This window comes from Sporosarcina sp. ZBG7A, assembly GCF_000813425.1.
Lineage (GTDB): Bacteria > Bacillota > Bacilli > Bacillales_A > Planococcaceae > Sporosarcina.
Map to the genome: position 1 here is coordinate 1 of NZ_JWIB01000002.1, position 21,350 is coordinate 21,350.

Sequence of the window (21,350 nt, forward strand, 5' to 3'; positions counted from 1 at the left end):
TTTGTCTACAGTCTGAGAGTACTTCTCGAATGAAGTACTCTTTTGAAAGGATTGTTATTTAGTTTTGCTTAATGCCACAGCAATCTTAGCTCCTACGACTGCGTTGTGTTTCACGAGGGCGATGTTAGCTACTAGGCTCTTGCCATCTGTGAGATCTTTCACTTTCCCGAGCATGAATGGTGTAACGTCTTTTCCTTTAATTCCTTTTTCTTTTGCTTCAGCAAGGGCTTGATCGATGATGCCATTGATCATTTCAGGATCGAGTTCGTCTGCTTCAGGAATCGGATTGGCAATCACGGCTCCACCTGCAAGTCCAAGATGCCATTTCACAGCAAGTGTTTCAGCAACAACTTCTGGATTGTCTGCACGGAAGTTCACAGGGAATCCACTCTTACGTGTATAGAATGCAGGTAGTTCATCAGTTTCATATCCGATCACTGGCACGCCTTTTGTCTCAAGGTATTCCATAGAAAGACCAATATCGAGAATCGATTTTGCACCTGCACAAACAACAGCGACATCTGTTTTTGCCAGCTCTTCCAGGTCTGCAGAGATATCCATAGTTGTTTCAGCGCCACGGTGTACGCCACCAATTCCGCCTGTCACGAACATGCGGATTTCAGCGAGGTCTGCACAAATCATTGTCGCTGCAACTGTAGTCGCACCTAATTGTTTCGTTGCAAGCAAGTACCCGATATCACGACGTGAAACTTTTGCGACATTGTCACTTTTCCCGAACATTTCAAGCTCATCATAAGACAATCCGATTTTAATTTGCCCGTCGATCAAAGCAATTGTTGCAGGGACTGCACCGTTGTCACGGATGATTTGTTCTACTGCACGAGCGGTTTCCACGTTTTGTGGATAGGGCATGCCGTGAGAGATGATAGTCGATTCAAGTGCCACGATTGGTTGTCCAGCGGCTTTAGCGTTTAAGACTTCTTCTGAGAAGACGATGTATGATTTCATTTGTATTCCTCCAGTTCATTTTCTAGTCCATTGGCGGTAAGTTCAGGTCTTACTGTATAAGTAGATGCTAACGTTTTTGCTGCGTTCACAAGACCATAGGAAATCGCGTCATTAAGTGTACGTTCCATTACTGCAGCATGTAGTACTCCCGACACGAACGCATCTCCAGCTCCTGTTACGTCTTCTACAGAGACTCCAGGTATTGCGGCATGATGATGGATCGTGCGCGTCGCGCGGTCGCCTGCCATAATCCCTTTTTTTCCGCGGGTAATGATGGCATGTTCTGCTCCAGAGTCAAGGAGTGCGGAAACAGCTGTTTTCCAGTCTTCATCATTTTGAATTGTGACACTAGTTAACGTTTCAGCTTCATCTTCATTGCAGATGAACCAAGTTAGCCCCTCAAGCGTGTCTGGCAAATGCGCCATTTTGGGACCGGAAACAGGAACGATTGCAAGTGGGACTTGGTGACGGACAGCTACATCTCGAATCGCTTCTGCAGTTTCTTTTGCTACATTAAGATCTATGACAATCATCTTGGCACGAGCCATATGCCGTTCAATTGAAGCGATGTAGTCGACGTTTAGTGACTCATATACGTCCATTACTGCCATGGCAATTACAAGTTCACCGTGATTGTCTAACACCGCAGAATACGAGCCAGTTGAGGCGTTAGGTAATAACCGCACCGACGTCAAGTCCATATATGGAGATGAATGCGTCGCAATTAAATCCCAGTCTGCATCGTTGCCTGCTGTAGTCATCAATCGAACGGGATGGTCCAGACGACCGAGGTTTTCAGCAATGTTGCGAGCGACACCGCCAATTGTAACTGACATTCCAGCGGGGTTCGACGTACCATGTGCTAGCGGTCCTGTGACATGGAACTTCCGATCGACATTCGCGCCACCGATACAAATAATTTCATCTTCCGGCGCTAGCACATAGGCTCTACCTGCGATATATCCACGTTTCGTCAGCGCGGATATCAAATTGGCGACGGCGGGGCGGGAAAGTCCAAGACCTTCAGCGAGTTCTTGCTGGGAACAGTATGGATTTTGTCTGATTAACGAGATCAGCTGCTGTTCTTTTTCGTTCACTGTTAACACCTCCCGTTCGTAGTACATGTATTAAACTTATGTTTACATGATAAACAAAAGTTTGTATAGATGCAAGTCAGATGATTAACCTGTAGGGGATGACTCTTTTCGACAAAAAGCGTACACTCAAAAGCAGACAGGTTAATGCTGTCAGGATGCCAGCACGTATTTAAAGAGGAGGGTTTTTAATGGCAAACCAACATACTGGAACAGAACTGCAATGGAATACACCGGAAACATTACGAGCATTGTTGTGCGAACTTGTGAATTGGGAAAGTCGGACAACCACAGAAGGAGAAAAAGCTTTCCCGCATAGACTCGCTGAAAAGTTGAAAAGTGTCCCTTATTTCGAAGCACATCCCGAACAGTTGGAGTTGCATGATGCAGGTCTAGGTCGCAATTCAGTCACTGCGTTGTATAAGAACCATGAAGCACAAGATACGATTGTGCTCATCAGCCACTTTGACACAGTTTGGACAGAAGAATATGGTGCACTAGAGCCATTCGCGTTCCATCCTGAAGAGCTAACCGCAAAATTACATGAATATAAAGAGGAACTTCCTGACGAAGCATTGGCTGATTTGGAATCAGGGGAGTATTTGTTTGGTCGAGGTACGATGGATATGAAGATGGGACTTGCATTACATATGTCCTTAATCGAAAAAGCAGCATCGGAACAATGGCCGGTGAACTTAGTGTTACTTGCTGTTCCTGACGAAGAAGTGAGTTCTGCGGGTATGCGTACCGCAGTTAAGTCGCTCGTTCGGATGAAACAGGAACACGATTTAACATATACGCTGTTTTTAAATGGCGAACCCGTTTTCTCTCAAGAGCCAGGTGACCCAAGAGAATACATTTACTCGGGTTCCATCGGTAAAATTATGCCCGCCGCTTTGTTTTATGGCAAAGAAACGCATGTCGGGGAACCGTTAAAAGGAATTACTTCGACATTCATGGCTTCTTTCTTAACGCAACGGATGGAATGGAACAATATCTTTGAAGAAACCGATCATGGGGAAACAACACCGTTGCCTGTGACTTTGCAGCAAAAAGATCTAAAAGCGCATTACTCTGTGCAAACTCCATATCGCTCTACTGCACTGTATAACGTTTTCACTATGAGACGGACTGCAGCGGAAGTGATGGAACTATTCGAAGGCATCGCAAAGGATTCTGTCCAGGCATGTGAAACGACATACACCGAGATTTGTGAGCGTGAAGGGGTTCCTAAAGTTGGTGAAATCAAGCTACTCAAGTTTGAAGAGTTGATGGATTACGCCAACAATAAATTGGGCGAAGCTGAAGTAAAGAGGATTATTACGGAGGTTTCAGGTGACTGGGAACTCGACGATCGCGACAAATCATTTAAAATCGTTGATGTCCTCATGATAGAATGTCAAGAGCTAGCACCGGCAACCGTTCTGCTATTTGCTCCACCGTACTATCCGGCCGTGAATACTTCGGACGATGCCCTTGTTCAGGAGCTTGTCACACTCATGCAAGACAAAGCAACTACACTCGGAACAGAAGTATCGCAAATCCACTATTTCAATGGAATTAGCGATTTGAGCTATGTCCATTATGAAGATGAAGGCACAGGCTGGAAATCGTTTGAGCGGAATACACCTGTATGGGGCTCAACCTATTGGATGCCATTTGAAGAAATGAAGGCACTTGACGCACCTGTTTTAAATGTTGGTCCATTCGGTAAGGATGCTCACCAACGCACGGAAAGACTGCATATTGAAAGTGCTTTCGTTCGTCTCCCTCAAATGCTGGAGACGCTTGCCAAGCACTTTTGTGGAAAGTAACGAATAGCTTTGGGATAGTGAAGCGACGTTTAGTTAACAATAGACATGAAAAGGTAGAAGGAGAGTGAAAGAAATGGCTAATTTCTTTAAAAAGATGGCTCAATCGTTAAAAGGGGACAATTCAGCTGAAGTGCAACAGACGCCTGCAGCACAGACGTCCGTAGAAAAGGGGATTGGTGAAGATTCTTTTGTCATGCCAATGGATGGAACTGTTATTCCATTGTCAGAAGTGCCGGATCCCGTATTTGCACAGGAAATGATGGGGCCAGGATTTGCGATTGACCCAACAGGGGATACCGTTTGCTCGCCTATAGATGGAAAGGTAGTCAGCGTGTTCCCGACTAAACATGCGATTGGACTGGAATCGTCAACCGGTGTTGAAATCTTGATTCACGTGGGGTTAGATACGGTGAAGTTAAATGGTGAAGGTTTTGAGTTGTTGGTGGAGAACGAACAGCTAATCAGTCGCGGAGATGCATTATTAAAAATTGATGTAGGCTATATCCAAGCAAATGCGCCGTCAGCTGTAACTCCTGTTATTTTCACAAACACCGAAAAAGAGAAGATCCATTTGTTGAAAGAGGGGAAACAAACTCAAGGCACAAGTGGTATCGTACGTGTAGATGCTTAAGATGACTCAGTAAAGTAAAACAAAAAAGTGATTGCAGATCCCTTTGCAATCACTTTTTTTGGCATACTTTTAAACTTTTAAACATAAATTCGTAAAAACGCTTACATTCTTTCTAGTTTTTTGGTTTAATTGGTATAGACAACTAGACCGGTATAACGGTATAGTGAATAGTAAGATAACTAAAAAGGAGTGAGAAGAAGATGATGAACTTTATTCAGCGCATCGGTAAATCCTTGATGTTTCCGATTGCGACCTTGCCGGCAGCTGCATTGCTTTTGCGACTTGGGCAACCAGACCTGCTGAACATTCCGCTAATCGCTGCAGCGGGAGATGGAATTATTGGTAACTTAGCTCTAATCTTTGCCATTGGTATTGCTATGGGATTTGCTCATGATAATAGTGGCGGAGCGGCATTAGCCGGAGCTGTCGGTTTCTTAGTACTTACTAGTGCTTTAAAAGCAGTCGATGAGTCCATTAATATGGGTGTATTCGGTGGTATCATTTCCGGTATTGTGGCCGGTGTTCTCTATAACCGCTTTTATAATATTAAACTACCGGATTTCTTAGCATTCTTCGGAGGACGAAGATTCGTTCCTATCGTTACAGCAGCTGCAATGACTGCACTTGCGGGTGTTCTCTTCTTTGCATGGCCACCAATACAAAGTGTTATCGATAGTATTGGTAACTGGGTACTTGGTGCAGGAACTCTTGGGGTCGGTGCTTACGGATTCTTGAACCGTCTACTAATTCCTACGGGTCTTCACCACGTTATCAACACAGTGGTTTGGTTCGACTTCGGATCATTTACAGATGCGAGCGGTGAAGTTGTTAAAGGGGAAATTAACCGTTTCCTTAAGGGAGATCCAACTGCAGGACCATTCTTGTCCGGTTTCTTCCCAATTATGATGTTTGGTCTTCCGGCAGCTTGTCTTGCGATGTATGCGGCAGCTAAAAAGGAAAAGAAAGCGATTGTCGGTGGTATGCTATTCAGTATTGCATTCACTTCTTTCCTTACAGGAATTACAGAGCCAATCGAATTTGCATTCATGTTCCTTTCACCAGTTCTATACGTAGTGCACGCATTGCTAACAGGTGCGTCTATGATCGTATCGTATATGTTTGACGTCCATCACGGATTTGGATTCTCGGCAGGTGCGATTGACTATGTCTTGAACTATGGATTGGCACAAAATCCACTAACCTTATTAGTAATTGGGCTAGTATTCGGTGTCATCTACTTTGTAGTCTTCTATTTCCTAATCGTCAAACTCGACTTGAAAACACCTGGTCGTGAAGACGACGAAGATTTGGTAGAAGATACTGCAGTCTACAGCGATGATATCGTTGAAGTGAAGGCGTATCATACAATTGAAGCACTTGGTGGTCTCGATAATATTCAAGCCATTGACTACTGTACAACACGCTTACGTTTAACTGTTAAAGATTCTGACGTTGTCAATGAAAAAGAATTGAAACGTTACGGTGCAATGGGCTACATGAAGATTAGTAAAACAAACGTTCAAGTTGTAATTGGAACAGCTGTTGAATTCTTAGCTGAAGCGATGAAACGACGTATGACGAACGGTAACCCGGCTCCAAAGACTGAAGAGTCCATGGAACTGGATACACAGCCACACAATGTCAAAGCCTTACCAGAGTCGGATTTCCATATGCCGATCGACGGTGACATTATTGACTTGTCAGAAGTTCCGGATGACGTATTTGCAAAAGAAATGATGGGACCTGGTTTCGGCATTATGCCGAAAGGGAAAACGATTCATTCACCAATTGACGGTAAAGTCGTTAGCGTCTTCCCTACAAACCATGCGATCGGACTAGAAACAGACACAGGCGTCGAAGTACTTATTCACGTAGGTCTGGATACAGTGAAGTTAAACGGAAAAGGCTTTGAATTGCTTGTTGAAAATGGTCAGCTCATTCAACGAGGCGATGCATTGTTGAATATTGACCTGGACTACATCAAAGCAAACGCACCATCTGTTGTGACACCGGTTATTTTCACTAATGTGGAAAAAGCCAACTTGCACATCTTGAAAAAAGGGTTCCAACGTAAAGGAACTGATTCAATCGTTAAGGTTGATGAATAATAACTAATTACGCCGGCGGGAGAGACGACAGTCACTCTTCCGGCGTGTTTTCTTAAGGAGTGGACAACAATGACACAGACAATTTTACTGACAAATGGAACCGTTGTGACACCAGATGGAATACTTGAGAAAGGTGAAGTGTTCATAGAAGATGGCGTGATCCGAGAAGTTGGTACTTCCATAAAGCGTGTAGCCGATCAACAGATTGATGCCCATGGCGGATACGTATTACCAGGATTCATCGACATGCACATTCATGGAGCAGCTGGAGCAGACGTAATGGACGCGAAGGAGAAAGCACTACAAACGATGGCAGATGTCCTTCCGAAAGAAGGAACTACATCATTTCTAGCGACCTCTATGACGCAAGCGCCTGAAGCGATTGAAACAGCTCTGAAAAATGCGGCGTCATTCACTACGAAAGCTGGACAAGCACAAATGCTAGGCGTTCATTTGGAAGGACCCTTTGTATCGCCGAAACGTGCTGGTGCACAGCCTCTTGAATATATTTGTCCTCCTGACGCAGACCAGTTTGATGCGTGGCAACAAGCGGCTCAAGGCAAAATTCGTATGGTCACACTCGCGCCAGAAGTGCCGAACGGGTTGTCTTTCATCCGAAAACTTGCAGCTGAAGGTATTGTTGCGTCGATGGGTCATACGGATGCAACAATCGCTCAGATGGAAGAGGCTGCACAAGCAGGGGCTGTTCAAGCCACTCACTTATACAACCAGATGTCACCGTTCCATCATCGCGAACCGGGTGCCATTGGTGGGGCGCTACTTATCGATGAACTATGTGCAGAAGTGATTCCGGACTTCATCCACAGCCATCCAAAAGCAGTTGAACTAGCATACCGTGTGAAAGGTGCGGACAGACTCATCCTCATCACGGATGCCATGCGTGCTAAGGGACTTGAACCGGGCGAATACGACCTTGGCGGACAACCAGTCCATGTATCAGAAACAGATGCACGTCTCTCGGATGGAACACTGGCGGGAAGTATTTTGACGATGGAACATGCGGTCAAAAATGTCGTCCGTATATTAGGAATAAGCCCTCTTGATGTTGCAAAGATTTCGTCTGGGAACGCAGCTCGTCAGCTGGGTCTGACGAAAAAGGGAAGTTTGATTGCTGGAAATGACGCGGATGTCGTCATTCTAGACCAAGAGTGGACGGTTAAGCATACGATTTGTGGTGGTGTAGTTGGGTATGAATATAATGAGGAGTTGTAAGGGGTTAAAAAACTCGACTGGCGGTGGCGATCATGCTAGATAAGCAATCAGCCATCCCGATCTATGTTCAAATTGAGGATTATTTAAAAGAACAAATCGCTCAAGGCGTGTATCCCGTAAAGTCCCTTATCCCATCTGAGCGTGAATTGACGGACATGTTTGGGGTTAGTCGTATGACAGTCCGTCAGTCGCTGACCAATTTAGTGAAAGATGGTTTGCTGTACCGAGAAAAAGGCCGCGGTACGTTTGTTGCAGAAGAAAAGATGGAACAGCCACTAAACGGATTAACAAGCTTTACAGAAGACATGAAAGAAAGAGGATTCGTACCTGGAACGAAACTGATCAGCTTCAGCCAAGTACATCCAGATCCGCAACTGTCTACACGGCTCGGGCTTTCTTCAGAAGCACTCGTCCATAAGGTGGTCCGGATTCGATACGCTGACGATACACCAATGGCGATTGAACGATCGTATTTGCCTGTGGAGTTGTTTCCTACACTCTCTGCAGAAGCATTGCAAGGCTCCTTGTACGCATTCATTGAGAAACAGGAGAAACTTGTGATCGGGCAAGCCACACAGCGGATGGAAGCGGCACTTGCAAAAACAGACGATGCCGGATACTTGCATATTGCACTTCCCGCTGCAGTTGTGCTCATCGAACGTGTAAGTACACTTGACGATGGTCGCATTTTTGAAGTCGTTCGAAGTACGTATCGGGCAGATCGATATAAATTCATTAGTGAAATAGGGAGGTGAATGTCATGAATTCCTACTTCAGCGAAATCACTACACTTTTAACAGAAGCAGGAAGCGCAGCGAAAGAGCCGGTGGGACAGGCTTCTACACAACTGGCCGATCGAATTGCAAAAGGTGGAATCATTCATCTCTTCGGGTCTGGGCATTCCCAATTGCTTGCACAGGAAGGTTTTTTTCGAGCCGGAAGTCTTGCCTGTGTCCAACCCATTTCCATTGGACCTCTCATGTTGCACGAAGGTGCGCTGCTTTCATCCGAAAACGAGAAAGATCCTGACTTCAGCAAAACCTTTCTAACGAGCCTCGACATTCGACCAGAAGATGTCGTCATCATCATTTCGAATTCAGGGCGGAACCCGGTGCCGATTGATGTGGCGCAATATTCGAATTCGCAAGGCTCATATACGGTTTCCATTCAGTCTTTATTGTATACTGAAAAAGAACATCCTTCTCGTCATTCTTCAGGTAAACGACTGGAAGCATCAGTGTCAACTGTGCTGGATACGAAAGTCCCTCCAGGCGACGGAATCATGCACATCGATGGGATCCAATGCGGTCCTGCGTCGTCAGTAATTGGGAATGCGTTGCTTCATGGTTTGTTCTGTGAGGTTGTCGTGCGAATGAATGAGAATGGAATAGAGCCGCCTGTTTTTAAAAGTGGTAATATAGAGGGCAACGAATCACATAACAATGCACTCGTCGCCCACTACAGCGACCGCATCCAGTTTTGACTTTAAAGGAGAGATTTAGTTATGGAAAAGAAAACGTACACAATTACAAGTAGCGAAGGGTTGCACGCACGACCGTGCTCCATGCTCGTATCAGCAGTAACACCATTCAAATCAGAAGTAACAATTACGTACAAGGAGCGAACTGCTAACTTGAAATCCATTATGGGTGTCATGGGCATGGGGATTGAATCCGGTGCGCAAGTTGAAATCACAGCAGACGGCGCTGACGAGTCAGAGGCGATCGCAAAAGTGGATGATATTATGAAAAAAGAAAGTATCGGCGAGTGAAACAAACTATTACAGGCATCGGTGTATCTGACGGAATAGCGATCGCCAAAGCATACCGTTTGGAAACGCCAGACCTGACAGTTGAAAAACTAACTATTGAGCAACCTGAACTGGAAATTGCCCGATTTGAAGCTGCTAAAGCTGAAGCGGCAGTTGAACTAGAAGCGATCCGAGCGAAAGCCGCTGAAAACTTCGGGGAAGACAAAGCGGCAATTTTTAGCGCGCATTTACTCGTGTTAAATGACCCAGAGCTTGAGAGCAGCGTTAAAGGTAGCATTGAACAAGGCGTCAACGCAGAGTTTGCCTTGCAACAAGCTGCGGATACCTTCACAGCGATGTTCGAAGCGATGGACAACGAATATATGAGAGAACGTGCTGCAGACGTTCGCGACGTGACTAAGCGTCTCCTGGCTAAACTGTTAGGTGTTCATGTATCCGATCCTTCTACAATCAATGAAGAAGTGATCATTATTGCAGATGACTTAACACCTTCTGCAACGGCTCAATTGAATAAGCAATTCGTCAAAGGATTCGTAACGGATATCGGAGGGCGTACATCGCACTCTGCAATCCTCGGTAGAATGCTGGAGATTCCAGCGGTTGTCGGAACGAAAACTGCTATGGCGTCGATTGAACAGGGAACTTCTCTGATTGTCGATGGTACGGACGGAACGGTTTTACTAGAACCGACTGATGAAGACACGCGAGCTTATGAAACGAAGAAAGTGACGTTCGAGCAAGATAAGGAATTGTTGAAGCGCTTTGTTTCTGAATCGACTGTTACAAGTGATGGACATCACGTTGAAGTGGGCGCGAATATTGCGTCAACTGAAGACTTGCCATTAGCGGATAAAAACGGAGCTGAGGGCGTTGGTTTGTTCCGTACAGAATTCCTCTATATGGGGAAAAGTGATTTCCCAACTGAAGAGGAGCAGTACGACGCTTACAAAACTGTTCTGACTTCCATGGGAGAACGTCCAACGGTTGTCCGGACACTAGATATTGGCGGCGACAAGGAGTTAAGCTATTTCAGTACGCCTGAAGAGATGAACCCATTCCTTGGACAGCGCGCCATTCGTCTTTGTTTTGAACATCCAGAAATGTTCCGTACTCAGTTACGTGCATTGCTGCGCGCAAGTGTTCACGGCAACTTGAAGATCATGTTCCCAATGATTGCTACGCTGGAGGAATTCCGTCGTGCAAAAGGCATGTTACTTGAAGAACAAGAGAAGCTACAGGCTAAAGGCATAGAAGTCAGCGATACGTATGAAGTAGGGATGATGCTTGAAATCCCTGCAGCTGCAGTCATCGCAGATTTGTTTGCAAAAGAAGTCGACTTCTTCTCAATCGGTACGAATGATCTGATTCAATATACGATGGCGGCAGACCGCATGAACGAAACGGTTTCGTATTTGTATCAGCCGAATCATCCGTCTGTGTTGCGCCTCATTCATAACGTGATTCAAGCCGCTCATAAAGAAGGCAAGTGGGTTGGTATGTGTGGTGAAGTGGCGGGAGATCCACTGTCCATCCCTGTTTTACTAGGTATGGGACTGGATGAGTTCTCAATGAGCCCTTCGAGCATTTTGAAAGCACGTGCTCAATTCGCGGATCTTTCTAAATCGGAATGGGAAGGGTATATCCCTGAAATTCTACAGATGGAAACATCCGAGAAGATTATTGAATTTGTACAAGCACATAGCTAAAAAGAAAAGCGGAACCGAATTGACGGTTCCGCTTTTACTTATTTTTTATCTTCAAATTGGATTTTTTGACCATCAGGCATCGTGATTTCAATATCAAATTTAACGTAATCATCTTTCAAATCGAACGCTTCCAATGCTTGTTGAATGGCTTGTTCTTTTGAAGTGGTTTCTGTAATGTCCAGCTTTTCTAATCTTGGATAAATCTCATCGAACGCTTCCCGTCCATGCAAATTGGAATTGGAAAGTTCATCCTCAACAGTCGATTCCACCTTGCCGTTGTCTTGTTCGATTTCAATTTCATATTCTTTGTTTTTTCCATAATCGACTTCCAGCTCAAATTCGTCGTAAGTCAGCTTGTCCATTTTCTCTTTCATGTAGCCCTGGTCACTGTCTGACGCTGTCGAGGAATCACTTGTACCCGAAGAAGTGTTCTTGTTAGTGGACTCATCGTTAGCGGTTCCAGACTCAGTTGTCGTATCTTCCGTACTGGTTGTTGTGTCTTTTTCTGTGTTCGTGTCATTGTTGCCACAAGCGCCTAGAAGTAAGGCTGTCGCAAGAACGCTTCCTGCAATAGATGCTGATTTTCTCATGATGAAGGCCTCCTATAGATTATGCATTACTTATAGTATTCCCTGCTTATTGAATTACAAACGAGATCAGAATGAGTTATAATTGTGGAAATTATATAAATTAAGGAAGAAAGGAATGGATTGGATGACTACTTCAGTTGACCAACTTTTTGCTGAATTAATGGATTTTTTAGAACAGGAGCAAGTGACACAAAACGAGACAGTACGCGACTTACATAGCAAGGACGAATCTTACCATACGCCAAGCCTCCCGGATCTTGTAGTATTCCCCAGATCCACTGAAGAGGTGAGCAGGATTGTGAAAGCTGCAGGGAATTTAAACGTCCCTGTAATTCCATTCGGCGTCGGCTCCAGTCTAGAGGGACACGTAATCCCATATGATCATGGAATTACAATCGATTTCACTGAGATGAACCAAATACTACAAGTGAATCCTTCAGACATGCTGGTGACTGTACAACCTGGAGTGACTCGTTCTGCATTGAACAAAGAGTTAAAAAAACATGGGCTATTCTTCTCTGTTGACCCAGGAGCAGATGCCACACTTGGTGGTATGGCGGCAACGAACGCAAGTGGTACGACATCCGTGAAATACGGCGTCATGCGTGATCAGGTGAGAGATCTGGAAGTGGTTCTAGCGGATGGAACTGTTATTCACACAGGGAACAAAGCGGCCAAATCGTCCTCAGGCTATCATCTGAATGGATTATTTGTCGGGTCAGAAGGAACTCTCGGATGTTTTACTGAATTGACACTCCGTGTGTTTGGAATTCCGGAAGTAACAACCGCTGCACGTGCAACATTCACGTCCATTACGAATGCCATTGAAGCGGTGCCTGCAATTTTGCAAGCTGGCATTCCCATTGCCCGTGTGGAACTGGTCGACACGGAATCCATTCGACAAGTGAATGCGTATAGTGAAACGGATTACGCGGAACTGCCAACACTCTTTTTGGAGTTTCATGGCAACGAAGCCGGTCTCGCACAAGACGTTGCGTTTACAGAAGAAATAGTCGCAGACTTCAGCTGCAAAGAGATCTTGTTCGAAACGGAAACTGCGAGTCGCAATCGTCTATGGGAAGCGCGACACAATGCAGCATATGCCTATACACATGGCTTCCCAGGCAAACAGATGATGTTGACGGATGTATGCGTCCCAATTTCTAAACTAGCTGAAGCTGTGGTTTTTGCGCGTGAAGAACTCGACAGAACAGGGCTTGAAGGCGGAATCGTCGGACACGTTGGAGATGGTAATTTCCACGTATTGTTAATGATCGACCATGAAAATGTTGAAGAACTCAAAATCGCAGATGAATACAATGAAACCATCGTCCGACGTGCGCTCGCATGTGGTGGAACGTGTACTGGAGAGCATGGTGTCGGCGTTGGCAAACAGAAATACCAGCGAGATGAGCATGGCGCTGCGTATGACGTCATGTTGAAGATCAAGCAAGTGCTGGATCCCGAGAATTTATTGAACCCAGGGAAATTAATCAAGTGATTTAAGTGGAAAGGGCTTTCGCAAAGCCCTTTTTTACTTGGAGTGAAACGGCATGTTGCACACGGGATGTCAGTGTGCTCATAAATCTTGATATCTGCTCATAAATCTCAGAAAGTGATCATAAACCTGGGAATCCGCTCATAAATTCAGAAATGTGATCATAAACCTCGAAAAATGCTCATAAACTAAAAATAACGCTCATAAAATTTATATTCTGCTCATAAGTCCTGCTGGCCCCATTGGATAACCCCTGAAAAATCCAGAGAACATCTACTTTTAAAGAATTTCCATCCTTAAACAAGCGTAGCGCTACCAATTAATCCCTTAATGCACTAGAATTGTGTCCCGTTATCAACAAAACCCCAGATTTGTCGGAGAAATCACTCGTTGTGCCGGACATCCTCGAAAATCAAAACCACTACGTAAAAGTAGAAAGTATTTACATTAACACTCCCGAAACAGTTTCAACTCACGATTATTGAGCAATAGCTCCAAAAAGACTTTTAGCGCCTTTGTCTGGTACTGAGAACTGGTTACAATCGAGAATTGGCGGATAAATGGTAAGTCTTTTACGGGTAATTGAACTAACTCCCCATAACGAATTTCCTTTTGAACTGCCCACTCTGACAACAAACTAATTCCTAGCCCTGCTTCAACGGCTTCCTTAATGGGTTGGGTACTACTGAACTGCATCGTACGGGCAGGAGTTAAGGCGTAGCGTTCAAACACAGCTTCTACAGCCTCTCGTGTGCCGGAACCCTCTTCTCGGATGATCCACGTCTGTTCGATCAACTCTTTCCATTCGATTGCTGTTGTTTTTAACGAAAGTGGATGGTCTGCTGACGCTACAAGAATCATCCGATCTTCCGCGAAAGCTTGTGTGGTCAGTTGCCGATTTTCTTTGAACCGACCTTCAACGATGCCTACATCAAGTTGTCGACTCATGATGAGGTCTGCAATTTCTGCAGTATTGCCAATTGTCACATCTGGTTGAATGCGTGGATAATCTTCGAGCAATCGAGCCAATATATGAGGAAGCACATATTCACCGAACGTATAACTGGCACCAATCGAGAGCTGTCCGCTAGCTTCGTGCGACAAATCATTGACTAAATGGTGCATGCGACCATATAATCCAACGATTTCTTTCGCGTGGTGATACACAATTTCACCAGCTTTTGTCAGTCGGACATACTTGTTTGTCCTTTCCAGCAAGCGCACATTCATCGTCTCTTCCAAGGAACGAATATATTGACTTACTGCAGGCTGGGTCATATGAAGATCCTCAGCTGCACGTGAAAAGCTTTTCTTTTCTGTGACCGTCACAAAGACGTTTAAAGCTTGGTCCACTTACTCAATCCTTTCTCACATATGAATTTACTTATGATAGCTATTATATATTGTTATTTTCCTTATGAGAACTAGGAGCGTATACTGAACGACAGGAGGTGTTCCACATGAATTCATCATCAACAGCACCCTCACCGAGAAAGCTATCGAAGCCAGCTGCTTGGATAGGTGGGGTTGCATTTACATTTTTTATTGCATTTTTAGGCTACTTACTAGCGAAGCTACCAGGTTTTGACCATATTGGGCAACTAGCTTCTGCTATTATCATTGCAGTCGCATTTCGACAATTTTTTGGCTACCCTGAAGCGATTCGTTCAGGTATCGGTTTTTCATCTAAACGCTTATTGCGGACAGCGATCATTTTGTACGGTCTTAAACTAAATATCGATACCGTACTTAGCGATGGTCTTGGCTTGCTTGTACGTGATGTCGGCGTCATCATCTTCGCAATCTTCATGACACTATGGCTTGCTAAAATGTTTAAGGCAGATAAAAACATTTCACTCTTACTAGGTGTCGGAACGGGAGTTTGTGGAGCGGCAGCGATAGCTGCAGTTGCACCGATTGTAAAAGCTAAAGACGAAGATACTGCAATTGGTGTGGGGATTATTGCATTGATGGGTACAGTCTTTGCCATTGGATATACGATATTACGTCCATTTTTACCACTCGATGCAATTCAATACGGTATGTGGTCAGGCATCAGCTTGCATGAAGTTGCACACGTTGCGCTAGCAGGAGCTCCTGCAGGTGAAGACGGTCTTGCCATCGCGCTACTTGCGAAACTCGGTCGCGTGTTCTTACTTGTTCCATTATGCTTCATCTTCATTGCGATTATGAAACGTAAAAGTAAGGGAACAGACGAAGCGGATGCGAAAATTGAATTTCCATGGTTCCTGGTCGGTTTCATCATTTTAAGTGTATTAGGAAGTTATGTATTCGGGCCAATCATTCCAGTATCTGATGGGGTTTATGAATTCATTTCCGTATTAACAACTTGGCTCCTAACGGCAGCTATGGTCGGACTTGGATTGAACGTAAGCCTACGCGATCTGCGCGCGCGAGCACTTCGCCCGCTTGCAGCAATGACTGTTACTTCAATCTTGCTGTCAGTAATTGCGTACTTCATCGTCTGATCAATTGATTTTCCATAAAAAACCACGTAGAAAGGAATTCACCTTTCTACGTGGTTTTTTTGGAGTTAATCCATCAAACCTTCTTCTTTCAAGAAATCGACGGCAACGGTTTCATATTCCTCTTTGTCGATATCAACACGAGCATTCAGCTGTTGCATGCGTTCATCGTCAATTCGGCCAGCTAGCATATTCAGAACTTCTTCCAATTCTGGATGCTTGTCTAGCACATCTTGACGGATGAGAGGAGCTGCGTAATAAGGTGGGAATAAATTTTTGTCATCTTCCAACACTTTTAAGTTAAACTCAGGAATGCGTCCATCTGTACCGAAAGCATCGATAACATCGACATCTCCGTTTTTGATGGCACTATACATGATACCTGTGTCCATTGTTTTTGCCTCTTTAAATGAGAACCCGTAAAGTTCCTGGAAGCCAGGATATCCATCTTTTCTTTCTTGGAACTCCGGTTCTGTACCGAGCACCATGGAGTCAGCAGTCCGCTTCAAGTCAGACATTTTTTCAAGTCCATATTTGTCCGCATCTTCCTGTCGCACTGTGAGTGTATAGGTATTATTAAAACCGATTGGATCCAACCAAACTAGATCATATTTTTCTTTAAATACCTTTTTCACATAATCATACGCTTCGTCGGGATCGTTAATGGCATCCTCTTTCAAGTAGTTCATTAAACCAGTTCCTGTGTATTCTACATAGACATCATAACTGCCTTGTTGAAGTCCTTCAAAAGCAAGAGTTGATCCGCCGAGGAATGATTCGTATTTTACATCCAAGTCTGTTTTTTCTTCAATCAAGTGACCAAGAACGTAGACCATGATCTCTTGTTCGGTGAAGTTTTTACCGGTAATCGTTATGGTTTCCTTATTTTCACCTGTGAATGAGGTAATGGCAAACACTAGGACAACGGCTGCTACAACAGCAATCGCACCGCGCGTTATATTCTTTTTAGTTTTGCGGGAAAGTTTACCTGGTTGCGCCATTCCTTCTACCTTTTTCAAGATGAAGTCGAGCACGATGGCTAGCAAAGCAGAAGGAATTGCCCCTGCAAGGATCAGTCCTGAATTGTACGTCTGAAGACCTCGGAAAATGAGATCCCCCAGTCCGCCAGCTCCTATTAAACCGGCAATAGTAGCAACACCAACTATTAAAACAGTTGCTGTCCGTACACCCGCCATAATGACACCTAACGAAAGCGGTAATTCAACCATCGTAAGGACTTGTCGGCTCGTCATACCCATACCAATACCTGCTTCAACAGTAGCACGGTCAACACCGCGAATACCGATGTATGTATTGCGCAAAATTGGCAGCAAGCCATAAATGGTGAGTGCAATAATTGCAGGTAGTTTGCCTGTCCCCATAAATGGAACAAGGAACACAAGCAAGGCCAGGCTCGGGATTGTCTGTAGTACAGAAGCGACCCCGATGATTGGCTCAGCTATTTTTGTGTTGCGTGTCAAAATGATTCCAAGGGGGACTGAAATGAGGATTGCGATTCCGATAGAAATTAATGAAAGGGTTGCGTGTTCAAGAAATAGGCTCCAAATAGTGGGCCATCGATTTGTAAAGACATCTACTGTATCATTCCATATTTCGTTAATAGTAAAGACCTCCTGTCAAAATGTATCCTATCTTTCAGTTTAGAGTAGTTCATCAACGACGTACTCGACGAGACTCGATCGACTGACGAGACCTAGTAATTTTTCATCGCGATTGACTACAGGGACAAACCAGTAACCTGATTCATTTAACTTCGTGAAAATTTCTGCAACGGGTTCATCGATATAGAATTTCGCATGGTCTGTTTTTTTGATGTCGTTTAACGTAAGCGTTTCGTCATTGAAATGCTTTTGTACATCCCAAATAGATGCCACACCAAGATAATGATCGTTTTCGTCAACGACAATCAAGGTATCGACTCGTTTTTTCTGCATCGTTTTCAGTGATTCTGCAAGACCTCTTTTATATAGAGTGGAGATGGGTTTGATAAGAAGAGATTCGAGTGAGGGAAGTATAACCGCTTCGTTTAAGCGATCTTCTCCGATGAAATTCCGTACAAATTCATTGGCTGGGCGGCGTAAAATCGCTTCTGGAGAGTCGATTTGTACAATTTCTCCATCTTTCATAATACAAACACGATCGGCGATTTTAAGGGCTTCATCCATATCATGTGTTACGAACACAATCGTCTTTTTCACATCGCGCTGAAGTTTTACCAATTCATCTTGGAGCTGCTCACGGCTTATAGGGTCAAGCGCACTGAAAGGCTCGTCCATTAAAATAATCTGCGGTTCTGCAGCCATCGCACGAATCACACCGATTCGTTGTTGCTGTCCACCGCTTAGTTCTTGAGGATACCGATCTGCATATGTAACTGGATCCAATCCAACCATAGTCATCAGTTCGTCCACTTTCTGGCGATAATCTTTTTCCTCCATTTTTTTGAGTTGAGGGACGAGCCCGACATTTTCACGGATAGTCATATGTGGCAACAAACCGATATGTTGAATAACATATCCGATACTTCTACGTAGCTCTACGGGATTGACAGACGAGACACTTTTCTCATCAATCTTGATATCTCCGCCTGTAGGCTCGATTAATCGATTAATCATTTTCATCGTAGTTGTTTTCCCACTACCACTTGGTCCAATCAGTACAAATAGTTCCCCTTGATGAATATCAAAGGTTAGGTTTTTCAATGCTTCAAATCCATCTGGATATTTTTTAGACACGTTTTCAAATGTTATCAAGCGTCTTCCTCCTTCATCGTTTTTTTCGGAATTGCTCCACTAACAACTCTAGACTTAATATACTGGAATTGCAAAATCAATTCCTTTTACCTAGTAAAATTGGTTACTTGCTAAAGTGTGTAAAAAAGCGACTAAGTCTCTTAAGACTAGACTAGCCGCTACATTCTCCCAGATTTGAAAATGGAAAAGAGAAGAAATACAAACATTAAAAATGCGACAATCGCACCGACCTCAATAACAGGAAGGTTAAGTAGCATATTATTTTCTCCAGCGATAGCAGAACCGATGATTAGTCCGGTCATAAGAATACTGAAAGCAAGAAGAATGACACTGAAAGCGAGTCTGTTGCTAATGATATCCATTCTTCGAAGAATGAAACTGGTCTGTCGTAAGTTAATATCCAGTTTCAATTTGCCTTTCTTTGCAGCTGTACTTATATCTTTGAAATCTCGCGGAATATTTACGAGAATCTCTGCATTTTCGCTCACACTCTCCCAAGCGGATTTAAGTAGGGAACTTGGACTGTAATACTCCTTGATAAGTTTCTTTCCAAAGGGTTCTACGCCATCCATGATGCTCATATTGGGATCTAATTTTGAAATCAGTCCTTCAAGTGTTAATATCGTTTTCCCTAAAACTGTAATTTCACTCGGGATCTTAATTTGATGACGATAGGCAACCCCAAACAGGTCCATGAAGATGTCTCCCAAACTCATGTTTTCTAACGGAACGTCATAATACTTAGTTTTGAGCATACCTAAATCTTTTTGTAGGCTTTTGATATCTGTTTCGTCTTGTAATATCCCCATTGCATCCAATACTTTGATGATGCCCTTTGTATTGCCGCGTTCCAATTCCATAATTAGCTTTGCGAACTGGAGTTTGAGTTGATCATCCATGACTCCAATCATTCCAAAGTCAATAAAAGAAATAACATTTCCAGGCATGATATATATATTTCCTGGATGAGGATCGCCATGGAAGAATCCGTGGTCAAGCACTTGACTAAACATGGAATTCACTAGTTTTCTCGCGAGTAGTTTCCGGTCATATCCTTGTTCATCTAGTAAATCGATATGATCAGACTTAGTTCCCTCGATCATCTCCATCGTCAATACTTTTTTGGTGGTAAGCTCCCAATGTATTTTTGGAATGTACACAGACGGATCTTTTTTCACTTGTCGAGAGATACGTTCAGCATTTCTCCCTTCAGTCTCGTAATCGAGCTCACTGAGTAGTGAATCTGCAAACTCGTTAATAATGGCACGAACACCATATAACTTTCCCCAATCCGTGTTGTTTTCAATGATGGACGCTATTTCCTTTAGAATGGATAAATCCGTACCCACGGTTTGTCGGATGTCGGGGCGCTGAACTTTAACAGCTACTTTCTCACCGTTATATAAGTAGGCAGCGTGGACTTGACCGATTGATGCAGTTGCAAGTGGCTTGTCGTTGAAGGATTCAAATAGTTCATCCAGCGGAGCTCCCAGCTCTTTTTCAATGATTTGCTGGACTTTCTCAAATGAAAAGGGCTCGGCATGGTCTTGAAGTTTTTCAAGTTCACGTATAATTTCAGTGGGTACTAAATCGCGTCGTGTACTTGCAATCTGCCCTAACTTTATGAATGTCGGACCGAGCTCTTGCAAAGTCCGATTCAATTTTTGTCCAATATTATGAAGGTTCATATCCAGAGGTTCGTTCTTCATCTTTGCTGCAGCTCTGCGTTCTGTAATCCCTAGGCGAAAGAGTACGTGGCTAAACCCGTTTTTCAAAAAAGTATTCACAATTTCTTGAAATCTATACGTTCTGCGGATGGAAATCTTAATCACACCAACGCCTCCATTCAACTACTACCTATACCCGATTAAACACGCTGTTAAACGGTCATTTCAGAAGAGAATATGTCATATTGACAGTAACGACTGTGCTGTTGCTAAAAAATGCTCTTTAAGTTGAGAGCATAGGGGGTAATAAACATGAAAAACGGACACCTCGCAAAAAAGCGTGGTGTCCGTTTATTAGTTTAAAGTTGTTTTTCAAGGCGTTCCATCTGAAGAATTCGGAAACCGGATTTCTCTAATTTCGCACGAAGTGCTTCGACTTCATCCTCTGTTTTTTCACCTTCGAGTGTTAGAACAACACGTCTTACAAGCACAGAACCGTTATCGAGCGTTAGCATACCTTCAATGTTTTCACCGCGAAGTGTACGAGCAAGTTTCTCAATCATTCCACGAGCTTCCGTTGAGGAAATAGTAAGATTCAATCCACCTGTGTTGACACCAAATGCATCTTGGAACACGCCTTCAATTTTGTTGTGTGTCAGAATACCGACCAGTTTGCCGTGATCGGTAACCGAAATGAAAGGAAGTGCTTTGATTTTTAATAGTGCATCCAAGAATGATGATGTCTCTTCAATAGAATCCTCGTGATGCTTTATAATCGTATCCAGCGTCGCATCCGCGTTACCATTCTGTTCATACAAATATTCAATAAGATGGATTTTGTAGATCATTCCTTTGTAGTTGTCATTCGCATCCACGACAGGAACGGAACGAAAGCCACTTTTTCGGATTTTATCAAGTGCCTCGGTTACAGTATCTTTGTCATTAACTGTAGTTACATAATTTCTAGAAACTAATAAGTCACGTACGCGCATTCATAATCCCTCCAGTT

Annotated in this window: 18 protein-coding genes; 10 read left to right on the top strand and 8 right to left on the bottom strand. The window is 43.9% G+C overall.

Annotation, left to right across the window (positions count from 1 at the left end):
• Positions 1 to 54: 54 nt before the first annotated feature.
• Positions 55 to 969 (bottom strand): pseudouridine-5'-phosphate glycosidase, encoded by a 915-nt coding sequence (locus tag RL70_RS00405; RefSeq protein ID WP_039041465.1) that lies wholly within the window; start codon positions 967 to 969, stop codon positions 55 to 57.
• On the bottom strand, positions 966 to 2,066 hold the full coding sequence (locus RL70_RS00410) for a carbohydrate kinase (RefSeq protein WP_082003263.1): 1,101 nt from the start codon (positions 2,064 to 2,066) through the stop codon (positions 966 to 968). Before RL70_RS00410 ends, RL70_RS00405 begins: the two co-directional genes overlap by 4 nt.
• A 188-nt stretch (positions 2,067 to 2,254) precedes the next feature.
• Here RL70_RS00410 and RL70_RS00415 point away from each other — a divergent pair, with 188 nt between their 5' ends.
• The 8 genes from RL70_RS00415 (at position 2,255) to ptsP (ending at position 11,326) form a co-directional block, all read left to right on the top strand.
• Positions 2,255 to 3,877 (top strand): M20/M25/M40 family metallo-hydrolase, encoded by a 1,623-nt coding sequence (locus tag RL70_RS00415; RefSeq protein ID WP_039041467.1) that lies wholly within the window; start codon positions 2,255 to 2,257, stop codon positions 3,875 to 3,877.
• Positions 3,878 to 3,950: 73 nt separating this feature from the next.
• Positions 3,951 to 4,508 carry a PTS glucose transporter subunit IIA gene (locus RL70_RS00420; RefSeq protein ID WP_039041468.1) on the top strand — a complete coding sequence of 186 codons (558 nt, stop codon included), beginning with the start codon at positions 3,951 to 3,953 and terminating at the stop codon, positions 4,506 to 4,508.
• A gap of 200 nt (positions 4,509 to 4,708) precedes the next feature.
• Complete coding sequence (gene nagE / locus RL70_RS00425) at positions 4,709 to 6,616, top strand: N-acetylglucosamine-specific PTS transporter subunit IIBC (RefSeq protein WP_039041469.1); 1,908 nt, start codon at positions 4,709 to 4,711, stop codon at positions 6,614 to 6,616.
• 69 nt (positions 6,617 to 6,685) lie between these two features.
• The gene (nagA, locus tag RL70_RS00430; protein WP_039041470.1) at positions 6,686 to 7,849 is read left to right on the top strand and encodes an N-acetylglucosamine-6-phosphate deacetylase; all 1,164 of its coding nucleotides are present in this window, start codon (positions 6,686 to 6,688) and stop codon (positions 7,847 to 7,849) included.
• A 32-nt stretch (positions 7,850 to 7,881) separates the two neighbouring features.
• Positions 7,882 to 8,604, top strand: a complete 723-nt coding sequence (locus RL70_RS00435; protein ID WP_039041471.1) for a GntR family transcriptional regulator — start codon at positions 7,882 to 7,884, stop codon at positions 8,602 to 8,604.
• Between the two features lie 5 nt (positions 8,605 to 8,609).
• Complete coding sequence (locus tag RL70_RS00440; protein ID WP_039041472.1) at positions 8,610 to 9,332, top strand: SIS domain-containing protein; 723 nt, start codon at positions 8,610 to 8,612, stop codon at positions 9,330 to 9,332.
• A 21-nt stretch (positions 9,333 to 9,353) separates the two neighbouring features.
• Positions 9,354 to 9,620, top strand: coding sequence for a phosphocarrier protein HPr (locus RL70_RS00445; protein WP_039041473.1), 267 nt, complete (start codon positions 9,354 to 9,356; stop codon positions 9,618 to 9,620).
• Positions 9,617 to 11,326, top strand: a complete 1,710-nt coding sequence (ptsP, locus tag RL70_RS00450) for a phosphoenolpyruvate--protein phosphotransferase (protein ID WP_039041474.1) — start codon at positions 9,617 to 9,619, stop codon at positions 11,324 to 11,326. Before RL70_RS00445 ends, ptsP begins: the two co-directional genes overlap by 4 nt.
• A gap of 38 nt (positions 11,327 to 11,364) precedes the next feature.
• On the opposite strand, the gene RL70_RS00455 is transcribed toward ptsP, so the two are convergent.
• Positions 11,365 to 11,916, bottom strand: a complete 552-nt coding sequence (locus RL70_RS00455) for a YusW family protein (RefSeq protein WP_039041475.1) — start codon at positions 11,914 to 11,916, stop codon at positions 11,365 to 11,367.
• A 124-nt stretch (positions 11,917 to 12,040) separates the two neighbouring features.
• Between RL70_RS00455 and RL70_RS00460 the strand changes: the two genes are divergently transcribed.
• On the top strand, positions 12,041 to 13,417 hold the full coding sequence (locus tag RL70_RS00460) for an FAD-binding oxidoreductase (protein ID WP_039041487.1): 1,377 nt from the start codon (positions 12,041 to 12,043) through the stop codon (positions 13,415 to 13,417).
• Positions 13,418 to 13,861: 444 nt separating this feature from the next.
• On the opposite strand, the gene RL70_RS00465 is transcribed toward RL70_RS00460, so the two are convergent.
• Positions 13,862 to 14,767 carry a LysR family transcriptional regulator gene (locus tag RL70_RS00465; protein WP_039041476.1) on the bottom strand — a complete coding sequence of 302 codons (906 nt, stop codon included), beginning with the start codon at positions 14,765 to 14,767 and terminating at the stop codon, positions 13,862 to 13,864.
• 107 nt (positions 14,768 to 14,874) lie between these two features.
• Between RL70_RS00465 and RL70_RS00470 the strand changes: the two genes are divergently transcribed.
• Entirely contained in the window at positions 14,875 to 15,903 is a 1,029-nt protein-coding gene (locus RL70_RS00470; protein ID WP_039041477.1) for a YeiH family protein, read from the top strand.
• 65 nt (positions 15,904 to 15,968) lie between these two features.
• Here RL70_RS00470 and RL70_RS18300 read toward each other — a convergent pair whose 3' ends face one another.
• From RL70_RS18300 to RL70_RS00490, 4 genes are all read right to left on the bottom strand, one after another.
• On the bottom strand, positions 15,969 to 17,381 hold the full coding sequence (locus tag RL70_RS18300; protein WP_369795163.1) for a glycine betaine ABC transporter substrate-binding protein: 1,413 nt from the start codon (positions 17,379 to 17,381) through the stop codon (positions 15,969 to 15,971).
• Positions 17,382 to 17,561: 180 nt separating this feature from the next.
• Complete coding sequence (locus tag RL70_RS00480; RefSeq protein ID WP_039041479.1) at positions 17,562 to 18,674, bottom strand: ABC transporter ATP-binding protein; 1,113 nt, start codon at positions 18,672 to 18,674, stop codon at positions 17,562 to 17,564.
• Positions 18,675 to 18,832: 158 nt separating this feature from the next.
• Positions 18,833 to 20,506 carry an AarF/ABC1/UbiB kinase family protein gene (locus tag RL70_RS00485; RefSeq protein WP_039041480.1) on the bottom strand — a complete coding sequence of 558 codons (1,674 nt, stop codon included), beginning with the start codon at positions 20,504 to 20,506 and terminating at the stop codon, positions 18,833 to 18,835.
• Between the two features lie 194 nt (positions 20,507 to 20,700).
• On the bottom strand, positions 20,701 to 21,333 hold the full coding sequence (locus RL70_RS00490; RefSeq protein ID WP_039041481.1) for a CBS domain-containing protein: 633 nt from the start codon (positions 21,331 to 21,333) through the stop codon (positions 20,701 to 20,703).
• Between the last annotated feature and the right edge of the window lie 17 nt (positions 21,334 to 21,350).